The following is a 15,439-nucleotide window of genomic DNA, read 5'->3' as shown; positions in this document are numbered from 1 at the left end:
GCTCAAGATAAACTTACCGAAAAATTTAAGCTGCCAAAAGAGGAAACAGGTCTGTCCTGATAACATCGGGACAGACCTGTTTTTAAAATTATTTCCCAATATAAAGGTTCTTAGCCTGCAGGATCTCCAGTGAGATTTTGCTTGCCATACTACCATTAGCAAAATCCGCTCCCTGGATATTTGTGGCAAAGAAGAAGGTATTGCCGTCTTTTTCAAGAAAACCGATAAACCATCCATTTACATTTTTGCCTTCCACATCCCCGGTTCCTGTTTTTCCGTATAAAGAGGTTCCAAAGGAGTCGGATATATGAAGGGCATTTTTTACAGCCTGTATATTATTGGCTTTAAATTGCAAATCATTACGGTACATTGCGGATAATTGTTCCACTTGTTCTATTGGAGAAATTTTTAGGGAAGATTCCATCCAATAACGGGAAATACCTCCGGAGAGATCCTGGTTTCCATAACCGACTTCGTGAATATAGTTTTGCAGTGCCGGCAAACCCGTTTTTTGATCGACAGCCTGGAAGTACCAATTGACGGAGTTTGACATAGCAGAGTCCAGGTCGTGGTTTTGATTCCATGATTCAAAAGGATATTCAGTCTGATCCCAGGCGATAGAGGAATCTTCAGGATTAATGCTGCCGGATTCCAATCCAAATAAAGCGCTGTATATTTTGTAAGTAGAATCAGGGGATACTCTTTTAGAACTTGCATCTTTGTTATATATACTCCAATAGTCTGCATTTTGGTCATATAGTACGAAACTGCCGTCATATCCCTGGAAATAGGAGCCAAGATCTTCATATTCAACATTTGTGTTGTTAAAATGATATGCATTGCCGGCAGATGCACCCAACGCCAACAGTGGTGCACTTCCTATTACAATAGAAAGAGCCATGGTAAATATTAGGCAGCTTTTTAATTTTAACCACTTACTTTCGGGATGAAAAGATGCAATATGAATGATACGCTTTTTTATCTGCTTTTTGGTGCCACCCATTCCGGCTGCGGAAGAAAAAGAAGAGTGAGACAGCTTTTCGGCAAAGTTTAGCAAAGTATACCCATAGTCAGCGTAACTGTTTTCATCAATTGTTCGTAGAACCGCAGCGTCGCATGCAACTTCCCTGTCATTACGCATTTCCTTAAGTGCCAGCCAGACCAGAGGATGAAACCAGTATATAATCCGGGCTAGGCACATCAGATAATTTACGGTAACATCACGGTGCTTGTAATGCTGTAATTCGTGTAACAGAATAAAACGGATATCCTTATCCTGAGATCCGGTTATCATATGGATCGGGATTACAATACAAGGTTTTAATAATCCGACTGAAATTGGTGATTGGATAAAAGCACTGCTGTACAGACGAATATTTTTAGAGATTCCAATGGTACCTCTGCATTCGTTATAAATAATCTTGACCTGCGGGTTCTGTACCGGAAGAGCGGATTTGATGACCTGCCTGATCCTGAGCTGGGAGCGCAGTGTCAATATAGCCATGATTAAAATGCCTGTTCCCCAGATAAGACAAAGCAGGTAATTCAGCATGGCAGGAGTCTCATGCTTTACCGACACCGTAAAATCCTGCATCCAGTTAGCAGCAGTTGAAGCAGTGGCAGCGGTACCGGCATTTATAGCTGTATTTCCAGCTGTGCTTCCGGAAGAACCCAACTGCAGGAACCAATGCCAGAGGCCGCTGAACCCGTCTGATTTGACAGGGAGAAAAGGCAAAGCCAGCATAATAAGCAGTAAAAACCAGATATTGTACTGTACCCGCAGGGACAGATGTTTTTTGCATAATTTCTTAACCAGCAGGATTACGGATACAAAAACCGAGATGGCTGCGCTGATAATTAAGAAACGGATGACAAGAGCATCAATCATGAATACCTCCATTCTGGGATTTTTTCGAAAGCAGATTTTGCAAATCCCGGATTTCCGCATCGGATAAATTATCTTTTTCCAGGAAGTTTGTCATCATCGAAGTTAAATTCCCATTATAAAACCGTTTCAGGAAAGAATCATTTTCATGATCCAGATATTCATCCTCCTGAACTAATGGTGTATAAACAAAAACGCGGCTTTCTTTTTCATAGGTCAAAGCTTCTTTTTGAACCAGCCGCTTTAATAAAGTCTGAATTGTTTTAGGACTCCAGGTAGTAGTCTTAGTCAGTTTATCCGTCACTTCATTTGTGCTGATCGGTGCATATTTCCAAACAATTTTCATCACTTCATATTCAGCTTCGGATATTTGCGGTAATTTTTTCATTCATGGATCCTCCTTAGATACTACAGTTGTAATATAAATAGTATAGTCGGATTATCGGGTAATGTCAAATAAATCAAGCTATTTTATAATGACAATAAATCCCGTGCAGATTTATAATGTTTTCATACAATCATACTGGCAAAAGAAATTCAATTGCGTTATACTTGAGACATGATTATGCAGGCAGGAGAATAGGAAGATGACAGAAAAATTATTTTATGAAGACAGCTATATGCAAACATTTGAAGCGGATGTTTTAGCTTGTGAACGTTTTGATGATAATTATAAGGTGGAATTAGATAAAACGGCATTTTTCCCGGAAGGCGGCGGACAAAGCGGAGACCGTGGTTTCCTGAATGGGATTGCAGTATCGGATACCTGGGAAAGAGATGGAATCGTATATCACATCATAAATCAACCCATCAGTCCTGGAACCCGTGTATCGGGTGAGATTGACTTTAAGGAGCGTTTTTCCAAGATGCAGCAGCATACAGGGGAACATATTATTTCCGGTATTGTGTGCAGGCGCTTTGGATATAACAATGTGGGATTTCATCTTGGAAGCGAAGTTGTAACAATGGATTTTGACGGGGGATTAAATGAGGACGAATTATCAGAAATAGAATTTCAGGCGAATGAAATTGCTTCATCTAACAGAAAAGTGGAGATATCCTACCCGGTGAAAGCGGATCTTATAAAGATGGAATACCGCAGTAAAATTGAGATTGAAGGACAGGTTCGGATTGTAACGATTCCCGGTGTGGATGTATGCGCCTGCTGCGCACCTCATGTGAAATATACAGGCGAGATTGGCATCATTAAAATTGTGGACGCGCAAAAATACAAAGGCGGGACCAGAGTCAGTATGCTATGTGGATTCCGTGCTTTAAACGACTATCGGACCAAAGAGCGGAATATAAATCAAATATCCGTATTCCTGTCTGCAAAACCGGAACTGGCAGCAGAGGCAGTAGTACGGCAGAAAGAAGAACTGCAGCTTTTAAAAGACAGGCTGATTTATTTTCAGGGTAAATACATAGAAGATAAAGTAGACAGAGCACCAGCCGGGGAGGAAGAGAAGGCAGGGATGCTTTTGTTTGAAGAAGATCTGGACAACAATATGATGCGGAAATATGTAAATCTTGCCTCTGCTAAAACAGATGGGATCTGCGGATGCTTTGTTGGCAATGACCAGAATGGATACCGCTATGTACTGGGCAGTGAGAAACTGGATGTAAGGAAAATCTCCGCACAGATGAACCGCGATTTGGAAGGGAAAGGCGGCGGAAAGCCTGTGATGGTTCAGGGGTCTGTAAATGGAACGAAAGAGCAGATATTAGAAGTGATTCGAAGAGCGTTGTCAGATTTTTAGACGTCTGACAGACAGGAGAAGTCTTTTCTTTTACTGCATAATTATTTAGAGGACGAAGCGGGGCAGCGAAGAGTATGGAGACAGGGCTGAAAGAAAAAAATAGAAAGGAAGCCACATAATCATTCTTTCAACTTATTTTAATAGTGGCGGTATTGCAGGGGGCCTGTAATACGCAGAGGGTATAAGCATGATGGATGTAATTATAATCGGGGCAGGGGTAATCGGCTCGTCCATTGCCAGAGAGTTATCCAGATATCAGCTTGATATCTGTGTGTTAGAAAAAGAACCGGATGTTTGCTGTGGAACATCAAAAGCAAACAGTGGAATTGTCCATGCGGGACATGATGCCAAACCGGGCACGCTAAAAGCCAGGTTAAATGTTCTGGGTAATGAGATGATGGAGGATACAGCCAGAGAATTGGATATTCCATTTAAAAGAAATGGTTCTGTTGTGCTGTGTTTCTCAAAAAGTGAAACGGGCAGGCTTGAGCTGCTTAAGGCACAAGGCGAGCAAAATGGGGTAAAAGGGCTTCGCATTATAACAGGAACGGAAATGAAAGAAATCGAGCCAAATATATCAGATGAGGTACAGGCATTATTATATGCGCCTTCAGGCGGGATTATCTGCCCGTTTGAACTGACGGCTGCCATGGCTGAAAATGCATTTGTAAATGGAACTGCATTTTACTTTGATACCGAGGTGAGGAGCATTGAAAAATCCGATGCCGGGTATAGGGTGGCAACAAGTAAAGGAGATTTTGAGGGAAAGGTAGTTATTAATGCTGCCGGTGTAAATGCAGATGTGTTCAACAATATGGTGAGCAGCAGAAAGCTTTCGATTGTACCGAGAAAAGGGGAGTATTGCCTGTTGGATAAGAAGGCAGGAAATTTTGTAAATACTACGGTGTTTCAACTTCCCACAAATTTGGGAAAAGGTGTTTTAATCACACCTACCGTACATGGAAATTTAATGATAGGACCTACAGCAGAAAATATTACCGATCGGGAAGATACCGCTACAACGGCAGAAGGTATTGCCCAGGTAATTGACAAAGCGTTAAAAAGTTCCGAAAAAGTGCCTGTCCGTCAGGTGATTACATCTTTTGCCGGACTGCGGGCACATGAAAAGGGAAGGGATTTTGTCATTGGAGAGGCAGAGGATGCACCCGGGTTTATCAATGCTGCAGGAATAGATTCACCAGGGCTTACCAGTGCGCCGGCCATTGGTGTTATGGTTGCAGAAATAGCAGCAAAAAAAATGAAAGCAGTTAAAAAGACAGACTTTCAGGCTAAAAGAAAAGGGATACATTTCCTAAGGGATATGGAAGCAGAAGCGGCTAATGTTCTGATTGCAGAAAACCCAGCTTACGGAAGAGTGGTCTGCCGTTGTGAAACCATCACAGAAGGAGAAATTCTGGATGCGGTACGCAGGCCGCTGGGAGCGAAAACCTTAGACGGAGTCAAACGCCGGACAAGAGCAGGTATGGGAAGATGCCAGGCGGGATTTTGTTCTCCCAGAGTATTGGAAATTCTGTCAAGGGAGCTTGATATACCTCAGGAAGAGATATGCAAGTCCGGGAGAGGTTCCAATGTAATTGCTGACAGCAAAAGGGAGGAGTAAAATGGAATATGATATCATTGTAGTTGGCGGAGGTCCTGCCGGACTGGCGGCGGCAATAGCAGCAAAAGAAAATGGAATAGAGCATATTTTAATTCTGGAGCGGGAAAATGAGCTTGGTGGAATTCTGAATCAATGTATCCATAATGGTTTTGGACTGCACACTTTTCAGGAAGAATTGACTGGACCGGAATATGCAGCCAGATACATCGAAAAAGCAGCGGATTATAATATTTCGTATAAATTGGAAACCATGGTGCTTAGCATCTCTGAGGATAAAGAGGTGACAGCCGTCAATCCGAAAGACGGTATCCTTCAGTTACGCGCGAAAGCGGTCGTTTTGGCAATGGGATGCAGGGAGCGTCCAAGAGGTGCCTTAAATATCCCGGGATTTCGTCCGGCGGGAATTTTTTCAGCGGGAACTGCCCAGCGGCTGGTCAATATAGAAGGGCGGATGCCCGGAAAAGAAGTAGTTATTCTGGGTTCCGGTGATATTGGTCTGATTATGGCAAGAAGAATGACCCTTGAAGGGGCTAAGGTGAAACTCGTGGCAGAACTAATGCCTTATTCCGGAGGTTTGAAACGTAACATTGTACAGTGCCTGGATGATTTTGGGATTCCCCTTCGTCTGAGCACTACGGTCGTAAAAATTCATGGGAAAGACCGTCTGAGAGGGGTAACAACAGCAAAGGTGGGAGATAACAAAAAGCCCATTGCAGGGACCGAAGAATATCTGTCCTGTGATACGCTGTTATTGTCGGTAGGATTAATACCGGAGAATGAACTGTCTGTAAATCTGGGGCTTGATATGGTTCCGGCGACAAACGGACCGCAGGTGGATGAAAGCATGCAGACAAGTGTTAGTGGAATATTTGCATGCGGAAATGTCCTGCATGTACATGATCTGGTGGATTTTGTATCACAGGAGGCTGCCTGTGCCGGAAAGGCTGCGGCTAAGTATATTGCCGGAGGACTGCAGGAAGATAAGGGGATAGAAGTAACCGGAACACAGGGTGTGCGCTATACTGTTCCCGGATTCATACATCCGGTTAATATGGAGGAAGAAATAATTTTGCGATTTCGTGTGGGTAATGTGTATCAAAATAATTATATCAGCATGTATTTTGATGAGGAACGGATACTTCACAGAAAGAAAAAAATAATGGTACCGGGAGAGATGGAAGAACTAAAGCTGAAAAAGTCTGATTTAGACAGATTTCCTGCCCTGCAGTGTATTACAGTGAAGATAGAGGAGGCATAGAGCATGGAAAAAAGAGAATTAACCTGTATTGGCTGTCCGCTGGGATGCGCTCTGACGGTAACACTGGAAGGAAATCAGGTGCAGCAGGTGGAGGGAAATTCATGCAGGAGGGGCGAGGCATATGGCAGGAAAGAATGCACCCATCCCACCAGAATTGTAACTTCAACGGTAGCAGTAAAGGGAGGCAGCATTGCCAGGGTATCCGTGAAAACAAAAACAGATATCAGCAAAGATAAAATTTTCAGCTGCATGAAGGCGCTTAAGGGCATCGAAGTTCAGGCTCCTGTGCATATTGGAGACGTGATTTTGAGTAATGTGGCAGGTACGCAGACAGATATCGTAGCAACAAAAAATGTATTCTAAAAACAATTAAAAACAAAAGGAAAAACTTTAAAATTGTCTTGTATTATGTGGGATTTTGTTGTATTATTAAGATATTAAATGGTGCGAAAATAAATAGCAAAGAAGGGGTACAGGATGAATTTAGATGGTTTTAATACACCTGGTGAGCATAAAATGCGTATCGTACAGGAATTGGTACCTGGCAAACAGGTAACACTGGCACACGTGATCGCCAGCCCGGATCCGATTGTTTACCGCAAGCTGGGATTAGACCCACAGCTGGATTATCAGCGTGCAGCAATTGGAATTTTAAGTATGAGCCCGGCAGAGATTTCAGTTATAGCTGGGGACATGGCAGTGAAGACAGCCAATATTGATCTTGGATTTATTGACAGATTCAGCGGAACACTAATTTTCACCGGCAGAATTTCGGAAGTAGAAGCTGCAATGCAGGCAATTAATAAATATCTGGAAGAAAAGTTAAAATTTACGATTTGTGAAATTACCAGAACTTGATGGAACTTTGCAGGTGAAAGTAAATCGTTTTCACACTGCTGATTTGGGAATGGCACAAGCCAGATTGCACTATTCAGGGGAATAAATATGAAAAAAATTATATTAATGGGAAGAAGCGAGTGTGGTAAGACGACGCTTCGTCAGGCACTCAAAGGTGATACCATCCATTACCATAAAACACAATACATAAATCACTTTGATGTTGTCATAGACACGCCCGGAGAGTACGCAGAGACAAACCGCCTGGGACGTGCCCTGGCACTTTATGCCTATGAAGCAGACGTGGTGGGACTTTTAATTAATGCAGATGAACCATATTCTTTGTTTCCTCCCTGTGTCACTGCGTGTTCGACCAGGCCGGTAATTGGAATTGTAACACAGATTGATTCCCCGACCGGTGATCCTGACCGTGCCGAACGCTGGCTCAGACTTTCCGGATGTGAGACGGTGTTTCGTGTAAGTTCTTATACCGGAGAAGGAATCTGGCAGATTCTGGATTATTTAAGAGATCCCGGAGATGTCCTGCCATGGGATAAAGATGAGGCGGAAAAGCCCAGGAAAGTTCTTTCAACAAAATTCGCAGATGAAGAAGAAAATGAATAGTGATATGGTATATAGGGAATGAAAGCTTGGTGTTTACATACCTTTTTTGAGGTGCATTTGTGAAATGTACTTTGGGATTGGGTGAATGTCAGGCTTTTTATATTGAGAAAACAATTGCCCGGTAAATCCTACAGTTTCAGTTGACAGAATCCACCGTAAATAATATAATAATTTGTAGAAAAATAGAGTCAATATAAGTTCCTGCCCCGGCAGGATAATAGGGAAGACGGGTGAAAGTCCCGCACAAGTCCGTTACTGTATAGTCAGATACCTGCTTATGTTGTTTGTATTGTATTTCCCTGCGGCAACCGGGGAGTATATTTTTTGTATGGAAACCGTTGTCTGATAGTGTATTTGACAACGGATTTTTTGTTGTACAATCATTTTCTGGCTTCTTATTTGTAACAAAATGGAAAGGATCATTTATGGATCAGGATAATGGATTACAGGATTATTATATTATTAAAAATAATAAAAAGCTGAAATATGGATATACCACCGGCTCCTGTGCAGCAGCAGCAGCAAAGGCGGCAGTTATGATGCTTTTGATGAAAAAAGATGTGGCTAAAGTTGATTTAATGACGCCAAAAGGTATTTTGCTCCATTTAACGCTGGAAGAGATTAACCGGGGAGATGGTGAGGTTACCTGTGCAGTGCGTAAGGATGGAGGCGATGATCCGGACGCTACAACAGGAGCTCTTGTCTATGCAAAAGTATGGAAAACAGCAGAGAAAGGGGTCACTATTGATGGTGGCAAAGGAGTTGGAAGGGTTACGAAGAAAGGCCTGGAGCAGCCGGTAGGTGCAGCAGCCATTAACAGAGTGCCCCGCCAGATGATCCGGGAAGCCGTCACCGAAATCTGCGAAGAACAGGATTATCCGGGGGGAATTGCAGTGGAAATATCCATACCGGAAGGGGAAGAAATTGCAAAAAAAAACATTTAATCCAAGGCTTGGCATAGAAGGAGGCATTTCGGTTTTAGGTACCAGCGGCATTGTAGTACCGATGAGTGAAGCGGCGTTAATTGCCAGTATCCGTCTTGAAATGGAGATGAAGAAAGCAAATGGAGCAAAATATCTGGTGATTACTCCCGGGAATTATGGAGAAGCTTTTTCCAAAGACCACCTGAATATTGATCTTACCAATTCCATGAAATGCAGCAATTATGTGGGTGATACAATTGATATGGCGGTAGAGCTTGGAATGAAAGGCATATTGTTCATAGCACATGTTGGAAAATTTATAAAAGTCGCAGGCGGAATTATGAACACCCACTCCAGGTGTGCAGATTCCAGGGCTGAGATTATGGCAGCCAATGCTGTCCGGGCGGGTGCGCCAATAGAAGCAGTTCAGAAAATTCTGCGGACGATTACAACGGAAGAAGCATTAGGCATATTAAAGGACTATGGCTGCATGGAAGAGACTATGAGTCATGTACTGGAAAAGATTGATTTTTATTTAAATAACCGTTCTTATGGAAGTCTGAAAACAGGCGTTATTCTTTTTTCCAATGAATACGGAACCCTGGGTATAACGGGCAGTGTACCGGAATTAATGGGCCATTTTGAGATGAAAGAAGGAAGTTAAGTAAATTTTAAATAGAAAGGAAGCCGCAGTAAAATGATATTGGAGACAGAGAGATTATATTTGCGGGAGATGGAACAGGAAGATTTTCCGGCTCTTTGCAAAATGTTAAAAGATCAGGAAGTTATGCGCGCTTATGAACATGCCTTTGAGGATCAGGAAGCGCATGAATGGCTGGATCGTCAGATCATGAGATATCGGCAGTATGGGTTTGGTTTGTGGGCCGTTATCTTAAAAGAAAGTAATGAAATGATTGGGCAGTGCGGCATTACCATGCAGGATATAGATGGCGTGGAGGTTCATGAAGTGGGGTATCTGTTTCAAAAGGCTTACTGGCATCAGGGTTATGCATCGGAAGCAGCCGCTGCATGTAAAAAATATGCATTTGAAGTATTAGGGGTGAAAGAAGTATATTCGATCATACGTGATACAAATATTTCTTCCCAAAATGTCGCCAGAAGAAATGGAATGACACAAAAAGGACAGTTTGTTAAGCATTATTACGGCATAGATATGCCACATTATATATTTTCAGTAAAAAGAGATCAGACATAAAAAATTATGTAGGAGAAAGGAAGCCACAGAGCGGCGGTATGCATGTGGCAAAGGATGACAAAATGACAGGAAAATTATTTGGTTTGGGAATCGGACCGGGAGATCCGGAATTACTGACATTAAAAGCAGTCCGCATCATTCAGGAGAGTGATGTGATTGCAGTGCCGGGAAAAGTGAAAGAAGAAAGTGTAGCATATCAGATCACAAAGCAGGCTGTGAAGGAACTGGATGAAAAAGAGATTATAGCCGTACATATGCCTATGACAAAAGATCATGAAAAGCTGGAAGCCAGTCATAACGAAGGTGCAGACCAGGTTGAAAAATATCTGAAAGAAGGAAAAAATGTTGCCTTTTTAACGCTGGGTGATCCAACGGTGTATTCCACTTATTTATATATACATAAAAGAATTCAGGACCGTGGATATGAAGTAGAGATCGTGAGCGGTATTACTTCGTTTTGTGCAGTTGCCGCCCGCTTAAATATGGGGCTGGTAGAAAAGGCAGAGCCGTTGCACGTCATACCGGCATCTTATCAGATTGAAGATGCTTTACAGCTTCCCGGTACGAAGGTACTGATGAAAGCAGGTAAAAAGATGGCAAGGGTAAAAGAAGAACTGCGAAATAGAAATGAAAGTGCAGTTATGATAGAAAACTGCGGCATGGAAAATGAAAAGATCTACCGAACGGTGGAAGAAATACCGGAAGATGCCGGATATTACTCATTAATTATTGTAAAGGAGAACTAAAATGGTACATTTTGTAGGAGCAGGTTCGGGAGCGGCAGATTTAATTACAGTCCGCGGGAAGAAATTATTGGAAGAGGCAGATGTTATCATTTATGCAGGTTCTCTTGTGAATCCGCAGCTTCTGGATTATAAAAAGGAGGACTGTACAGTTTATAACAGTGCGAAGATGACTTTGGAAGAGGTATTGGACGTTTTCTTTGAGTCTGAGGAAAAAGGTCTTACTACGGTAAGGCTGCATACGGGTGATCCGTGTCTGTATGGAGCAATTCGTGAGCAGATGGATGTCCTGGATGAAAAGAAGATCCAGTATGATTACTGTCCCGGAGTGAGTTCCTTCAGCGGTGCGGCATCTGCACTAAATCTGGAATATACGCTGCCAAATGTATCACAAAGCGTTATTATTACCAGAATGGCAGGCCGTACACCGGTACCGGAAAAAGAAGAAATCGCCTCTTTTGCAGCACATCAGGCAACCATGGTTGTTTTCTTAAGTACAGGGATGCTGGAAAAATTGTCAGAGCGTTTGATTGCCGGTGGATATACCGCAGATACACCTGCTGCCATCGTATACAAAGCTACCTGGGAAGACGAAAAAGCATTTGTCTGCACAGTGGGAACACTGGCGAAAACGGCAGCAGAGAATAATATTACGAAAACAGCGCTTATGATCATTGGCGATGTGGTAAGCCACAGCCATTATGACCGATCAGAATTATACAACCCGGCATTTACAACAGAGTTTCGGGAAGCCACGGAGTTAATATGAAATTAGCAATGATAAGCTTTACCCAACGGGGGAGCAGGCTCTGCCGCAATCTGTCGGAAGCTTTGGCAATGCAGGGGTACTGCTGTGAAGCGTTTGCAATTAAAAAATACGCCGGGGCGCATCAGTTAATGCCTTTGACAAAACCGCTTCAGGAATGGACGGGAGAGATGTTTGCCAGTTGTGATGCCATTTGCTTTATTGGGGCGTCGGGGATAGCAGTTCGCAGCATTGCTCCTTTTGTAAGGGATAAGACAAAAGACCCTGCCGTAGTTGTCATGGATGAGAAAGGCATTTTTGCAATTTCTCTGTTATCAGGGCATCTGGGCGGTGCTAATGATCTGGTGGGAGTGCTTGCCAATCTGACAGGTGCTATTCCTGTTATTACAACTGCTACGGATGTAAATGGCAGGTTTGCCGTAGATGTATTTGCGAAGAAAAACAGATTGTATATTGAAAATATGACATATGCAAAGGAAATTTCTGCAGATGTGCTGGATGAAAAGCCAGTGGGATTTTACAGTGATTTCCCGGTGCTGGATCAGATACCGGATGAAATCATTCCGGTAACCAAAGAGCAGGTATTCGAAGGGACCAATGGGATATCAGTGTCTCTGCATACCGAAAACCAGCCATTTAAACAGACCCTGCATCTGATACCCCAAATTGTAACCATTGGAATCGGCTGCAGGAGAGGAACGGATGAATCAGAGATTGAGAAAGCCGTGCTTGACTCCCTTAGCGAAGCAGGGGTGTCCATACATGGAATTGAACAGATTGCAAGTATCGATCTGAAGGCTGAGGAACCGGGGATCCTGGGTTTCTGCGAAAAATATAATATCCCCTTTATTACTTACAGCAAAGATGAACTTTTAAAGGCAGAAGGAGTTTTTACGGAATCCGAATTTGTGAAAGAAATCACAGGGGTATCTAATGTCTGCGAAAGAAGTGCACAACTTGGCAGTTTAGGCGGCAGATTAATACAAAAAAAGAAAGCGGCACATGGCATTACAACAGCCATTGCCCTAAGAGAATGGAGTGTTGAATTTGAATAAAATATATGTAGTTGGAATTGGACCGGGAGAATATGAACAAATGACTATGCGTGCGGCTAATGCACTGAACAGCTGCGATACCATTATCGGATATACTGTTTATGTAGACCTGGTTAAAGAACATTTTGCAGGAAAAGAATTCCTGACCACACCTATGACCAAAGAGGTGGATCGCTGTGTACTCGCATTTGAGGAAGCAAAAAAAGGAAAAAATGTAGCGATGATCTGCAGCGGAGATGCCGGCGTATATGGTATGTCCGGTCTGATGCTGGAGATCGGTTCCGGGTATCCTGAGATTGAGGTAGAAGTAATCCCGGGTGTCACTGCTGCTACCGGCGGAGCGGCTGTACTTGGCGCACCTTTGATCCACGATTTTGCATTAATCAGCTTAAGTGATCTTTTAACACCCTGGGAAAAAATTGAAAAAAGGCTTATCCTTGCTTCGGAAGCCGATTTTGTTATTTGTTTGTATAATCCGTCCAGTAAAAAACGTCATGATTATCTGCAAAAGGCCTGTGATCTTATGATGCAGGCAAAGGCAGCGGAAACAGTCTGCGGTATTGTAATGAATATTGGCAGAGAAGGAGAAACCATGCAGGTAATGACTTTAAAAGAACTGCGTGATACAAAAGTCGATATGTTTACCACCGTATTTATCGGTAATTCCCAGACAAAGGAAATAGATGGGAAAATGGTTACGCCGAGAGGATACAGACATGGATAAGATCCTTATATTTGCAGGGACAACAGAAGGCCGTGAACTTGCAGGGTATTTGTGCACCGGGACAGTGGATAAGGTGGAAATTCATGTATGTACAGCCACAGAGTATGGCGGGCAGCTGATTTCTTCAAATGTTATGTCCGATGCAGATAAAGAAGCAGCTCCCGGAATGAAAGTGCATACCGGGCGGTTAACCACAGGACAGATGGAAGATTTGATGAAAGAGGAACAGATTACTCTGGTAATCGATGCCACCCATCCTTATGCAGTAGCTGTTTCCGAAAATATCCAAAATGCCTGTAAACAGTGCGGCACTGAGTATTTACGCCTTTTAAGAGGAAATAGCAATATCCGGGAGAATAAAGATATTACTGTCGTTTCTTCCATAGATGAGGCAGTGGAATTTCTGAAAAATACAGAGGGGAATGTGCTTGTTACAACCGGAAGTAAGGAACTTGCAAAATATACGGCAATCCCGGATTACCAGAACCGCATTTTTGCCAGGGTGCTGTCTACACCAGAAGTTGCAGCAGCATGTGCAAAGTTAGGTTTTCAGGGTAAAAACCTGATCTGTATGCAGGGTCCATTTTCAGAAGAATTAAATATTGCCATGTTAAAGCAGATAAAAGCTTCTTATCTGGTTACAAAGGATTCCGGAAAATCAGGGGGATTTGAAGAAAAAATAACGGCTGCCAGACGAGCGGGAGCACAAGTTATTCTGATTGGCAGACCGGTAGAGGAAACCGGATATTCCATGGGAGAAATACTGGAACTGTTAAACCGGAGATTCGGTATATTAAATCAGAAAGAAAAGAAGGAACAACGTCTGGTATCTCTGATTGGTATTGGTATGGGTACGCCGGAAAATATGACAAGAGAAGCATTTGGCGCCTGTGTGGAAGCAGATGTTCTGATTGGGGCAAAGAGAATCCTGGATACAGTGGCAGAGCTTGGCAAACCCGTTTTTGCAGCCTACAGGGATAATGAAATCAAAGACTTTGTGGAACAGCATCCGGAATATAAAAAGATCGCAGTCTTGTTGTCGGGCGATATTGGATTCTACAGCGGGGCAAAAAAAATGCTGGATATATTTGAGGATTTCAGGACGGAGGTTTATTCCGGAATATCTTCCGTTGTCTATTTCTGCGGTAAACTGCATACGGCCTGGGAGGATGTTCATCTGATAAGTCTTCACGGCAGAGAGGCAAATGCAATTGCAGCAGTGAAGCGTTATAAAAAGGTATTTGCACTAATCGGGCAGCAGGATGGTGTAAATCAGCTGTGCAGGAACCTGTGCAGTTATGGGTTCCCTGATGTGATGGTGTATGCCGGAGAAAACCTATCCTATTCCAATGAACGTATTCTAAGTGGTACGGCGAAGTCTATGGCACAAGAATCCTTTGAAAAACTTTCCGTGGTATTGATAGAAAATCAGGATGCTTCCATGGTGGTCACTCATGGTATCGAAGATGAAGCATTTTTAAGAGATAAGGTGCCGATGACAAAGAGTGAAGTGCGCAGTATTTCATTATCAAAACTTCGTTTAAAAGAGGATTCCGTGATCTATGACGTAGGTGCAGGGACAGGTTCTGTTTCTGTTGAAATGGCGCTGCAGTCATATAATGGCTTTGTTTATGCGATTGAAAAGAAGAAAGAAGCAGTAAATCTGATTGGTGAAAACAGGAAAAAATTTGCTGTTCCAAATCTGAAAGTGATAGAAGGGCTGGCACCGGAGGCATTAGAAGATCTCCCAGCACCGACCCATGCGTTTATTGGAGGTTCCTCAGGAAATCTGAAACAGATTATGGAATTGATTCTGGCTAAGAATCCTGCAGCAAGAATTGTAATCAATGCCATTGCCCTGGAGACGGTGGCAGAAGCGCTGCACTGCCTGAAAGAACTTCCGGTTAAAGAAACGGATATTGCTGCAGTGTCAGTAGGGAAATCAAAAGAAGTAGGACATTATCATATGATGATGGGGCAGAATCCGGTTTATATTATTTCCTGTACAGGGAATCACTAGTGCCTTC

General features: G+C 42.9%; 16 protein-coding genes and 1 riboswitch. Of the genes, 14 read left to right on the top strand and 2 right to left on the bottom strand.

Annotated features, from left to right (window positions below):
* Positions 1-88: 88 nt before the first annotated feature.
* Both RHS_RS08755 and RHS_RS08750 read right to left on the bottom strand, forming a co-directional pair.
* Complete coding sequence (locus RHS_RS08755; RefSeq protein WP_047832966.1) at positions 89-1,888, bottom strand: BlaR1 family beta-lactam sensor/signal transducer; 1,800 nt, start codon at positions 1,886-1,888, stop codon at positions 89-91.
* A complete protein-coding gene (locus RHS_RS08750; protein ID WP_027296912.1) occupies positions 1,881-2,273 on the bottom strand; it encodes a BlaI/MecI/CopY family transcriptional regulator in 393 nt (130 codons plus the stop codon). Before RHS_RS08750 ends, RHS_RS08755 begins: the two co-directional genes overlap by 8 nt.
* Before the next feature lie 199 nt (positions 2,274-2,472).
* On the opposite strand from RHS_RS08750, the gene RHS_RS08745 reads away from it, so the two are divergent.
* From RHS_RS08745 to RHS_RS08685, 14 genes are all read left to right on the top strand, one after another.
* The gene (locus RHS_RS08745) at positions 2,473-3,645 is read left to right on the top strand and encodes an alanyl-tRNA editing protein (RefSeq protein WP_027296913.1); all 1,173 of its coding nucleotides are present in this window, start codon (positions 2,473-2,475) and stop codon (positions 3,643-3,645) included.
* Positions 3,646-3,832: 187 nt separating this feature from the next.
* Positions 3,833-5,266, top strand: coding sequence for an NAD(P)/FAD-dependent oxidoreductase (locus RHS_RS08740; protein WP_047832965.1), 1,434 nt, complete (start codon positions 3,833-3,835; stop codon positions 5,264-5,266).
* A gap of 1 nt (position 5,267) precedes the next feature.
* The gene (locus RHS_RS08735; protein ID WP_047832964.1) at positions 5,268-6,524 is read left to right on the top strand and encodes an NAD(P)/FAD-dependent oxidoreductase; all 1,257 of its coding nucleotides are present in this window, start codon (positions 5,268-5,270) and stop codon (positions 6,522-6,524) included.
* A 3-nt stretch (positions 6,525-6,527) separates the two neighbouring features.
* On the top strand, positions 6,528-6,887 hold the full coding sequence (locus RHS_RS08730) for a DUF1667 domain-containing protein (protein ID WP_027296916.1): 360 nt from the start codon (positions 6,528-6,530) through the stop codon (positions 6,885-6,887).
* 114 nt (positions 6,888-7,001) lie between these two features.
* On the top strand, positions 7,002-7,382 hold the full coding sequence (locus RHS_RS08725; protein ID WP_044296606.1) for a BMC domain-containing protein: 381 nt from the start codon (positions 7,002-7,004) through the stop codon (positions 7,380-7,382).
* 87 nt (positions 7,383-7,469) lie between these two features.
* The gene (locus tag RHS_RS08720; RefSeq protein WP_027296918.1) at positions 7,470-7,985 is read left to right on the top strand and encodes a EutP/PduV family microcompartment system protein; all 516 of its coding nucleotides are present in this window, start codon (positions 7,470-7,472) and stop codon (positions 7,983-7,985) included.
* 178 nt (positions 7,986-8,163) lie between these two features.
* Positions 8,164-8,279, top strand: a riboswitch (cobalamin riboswitch).
* 131 nt (positions 8,280-8,410) lie between these two features.
* Positions 8,411-8,929, top strand: coding sequence for a cobalt-precorrin-5B (C(1))-methyltransferase (locus RHS_RS30650; RefSeq protein WP_395021849.1), 519 nt, complete (start codon positions 8,411-8,413; stop codon positions 8,927-8,929).
* Positions 8,910-9,572, top strand: a complete 663-nt coding sequence (gene cbiD, locus RHS_RS30645; protein ID WP_395021847.1) for a cobalt-precorrin-5B (C(1))-methyltransferase CbiD — start codon at positions 8,910-8,912, stop codon at positions 9,570-9,572. Before RHS_RS30650 ends, cbiD begins: the two co-directional genes overlap by 20 nt.
* Before the next feature lie 33 nt (positions 9,573-9,605).
* The gene (locus RHS_RS08710; protein ID WP_044296604.1) at positions 9,606-10,124 is read left to right on the top strand and encodes a GNAT family N-acetyltransferase; all 519 of its coding nucleotides are present in this window, start codon (positions 9,606-9,608) and stop codon (positions 10,122-10,124) included.
* 62 nt (positions 10,125-10,186) lie between these two features.
* A complete protein-coding gene (cobI, locus tag RHS_RS08705; protein ID WP_027296921.1) occupies positions 10,187-10,870 on the top strand; it encodes a precorrin-2 C(20)-methyltransferase in 684 nt (227 codons plus the stop codon).
* A 1-nt stretch (position 10,871) separates the two neighbouring features.
* Positions 10,872-11,636, top strand: coding sequence for a precorrin-4 C(11)-methyltransferase (cobM, locus tag RHS_RS08700; RefSeq protein ID WP_027296922.1), 765 nt, complete (start codon positions 10,872-10,874; stop codon positions 11,634-11,636).
* Complete coding sequence (locus RHS_RS08695; protein WP_047832963.1) at positions 11,633-12,688, top strand: cobalt-precorrin 5A hydrolase; 1,056 nt, start codon at positions 11,633-11,635, stop codon at positions 12,686-12,688. The genes cobM and RHS_RS08695 overlap by 4 nt, the downstream gene beginning before the upstream one ends.
* On the top strand, positions 12,681-13,412 hold the full coding sequence (gene cobJ / locus RHS_RS08690) for a precorrin-3B C(17)-methyltransferase (protein ID WP_047832962.1): 732 nt from the start codon (positions 12,681-12,683) through the stop codon (positions 13,410-13,412). The genes RHS_RS08695 and cobJ overlap by 8 nt, the downstream gene beginning before the upstream one ends.
* Complete coding sequence (locus tag RHS_RS08685; protein WP_047832961.1) at positions 13,405-15,432, top strand: bifunctional cobalt-precorrin-7 (C(5))-methyltransferase/cobalt-precorrin-6B (C(15))-methyltransferase; 2,028 nt, start codon at positions 13,405-13,407, stop codon at positions 15,430-15,432. Before cobJ ends, RHS_RS08685 begins: the two co-directional genes overlap by 8 nt.
* The last annotated feature ends 7 nt before the right edge of the window (positions 15,433-15,439 follow it).

The sequence above is a fragment of the Robinsoniella sp. RHS genome (genome assembly GCF_001029355.1).
In the GTDB taxonomy this organism is placed as follows: Bacteria; Bacillota; Clostridia; order Lachnospirales; family Lachnospiraceae; genus Robinsoniella; species Robinsoniella peoriensis.
Note: the sequence above shows the minus strand (reverse complement) of the source record. Positions and strands in the feature narration are given on the sequence as shown.

Excerpts from the sequence above, each read along its gene's own strand:
- RHS_RS08755 (WP_047832966.1), bottom strand. The coding sequence starts at position 1,888 with ATGATTGATGCTCTTGTCATCCGTTTCTTAATTATCAGCGCAGCCATC.
- RHS_RS08750 (WP_027296912.1), bottom strand. The coding sequence starts at position 2,273 with ATGAAAAAATTACCGCAAATATCCGAAGCTGAATATGAAGTGATGAAA.
- RHS_RS08745 (WP_027296913.1), top strand. The coding sequence starts at position 2,473 with ATGACAGAAAAATTATTTTATGAAGACAGCTATATGCAAACATTTGAA.
- RHS_RS08740 (WP_047832965.1), top strand. The coding sequence starts at position 3,833 with ATGATGGATGTAATTATAATCGGGGCAGGGGTAATCGGCTCGTCCATT.
- RHS_RS08735 (WP_047832964.1), top strand. The coding sequence starts at position 5,268 with ATGGAATATGATATCATTGTAGTTGGCGGAGGTCCTGCCGGACTGGCG.
- RHS_RS08730 (WP_027296916.1), top strand. The coding sequence starts at position 6,528 with ATGGAAAAAAGAGAATTAACCTGTATTGGCTGTCCGCTGGGATGCGCT.
- RHS_RS08725 (WP_044296606.1), top strand. The coding sequence starts at position 7,002 with ATGAATTTAGATGGTTTTAATACACCTGGTGAGCATAAAATGCGTATC.
- RHS_RS08720 (WP_027296918.1), top strand. The coding sequence starts at position 7,470 with ATGAAAAAAATTATATTAATGGGAAGAAGCGAGTGTGGTAAGACGACG.
- RHS_RS30650 (WP_395021849.1), top strand. The coding sequence starts at position 8,411 with ATGGATCAGGATAATGGATTACAGGATTATTATATTATTAAAAATAAT.
- RHS_RS08710 (WP_044296604.1), top strand. The coding sequence starts at position 9,606 with ATGATATTGGAGACAGAGAGATTATATTTGCGGGAGATGGAACAGGAA.
- cobI (WP_027296921.1), top strand. The coding sequence starts at position 10,187 with ATGACAGGAAAATTATTTGGTTTGGGAATCGGACCGGGAGATCCGGAA.
- cobM (WP_027296922.1), top strand. The coding sequence starts at position 10,872 with ATGGTACATTTTGTAGGAGCAGGTTCGGGAGCGGCAGATTTAATTACA.
- RHS_RS08695 (WP_047832963.1), top strand. The coding sequence starts at position 11,633 with ATGAAATTAGCAATGATAAGCTTTACCCAACGGGGGAGCAGGCTCTGC.
- RHS_RS08685 (WP_047832961.1), top strand. The coding sequence starts at position 13,405 with ATGGATAAGATCCTTATATTTGCAGGGACAACAGAAGGCCGTGAACTT.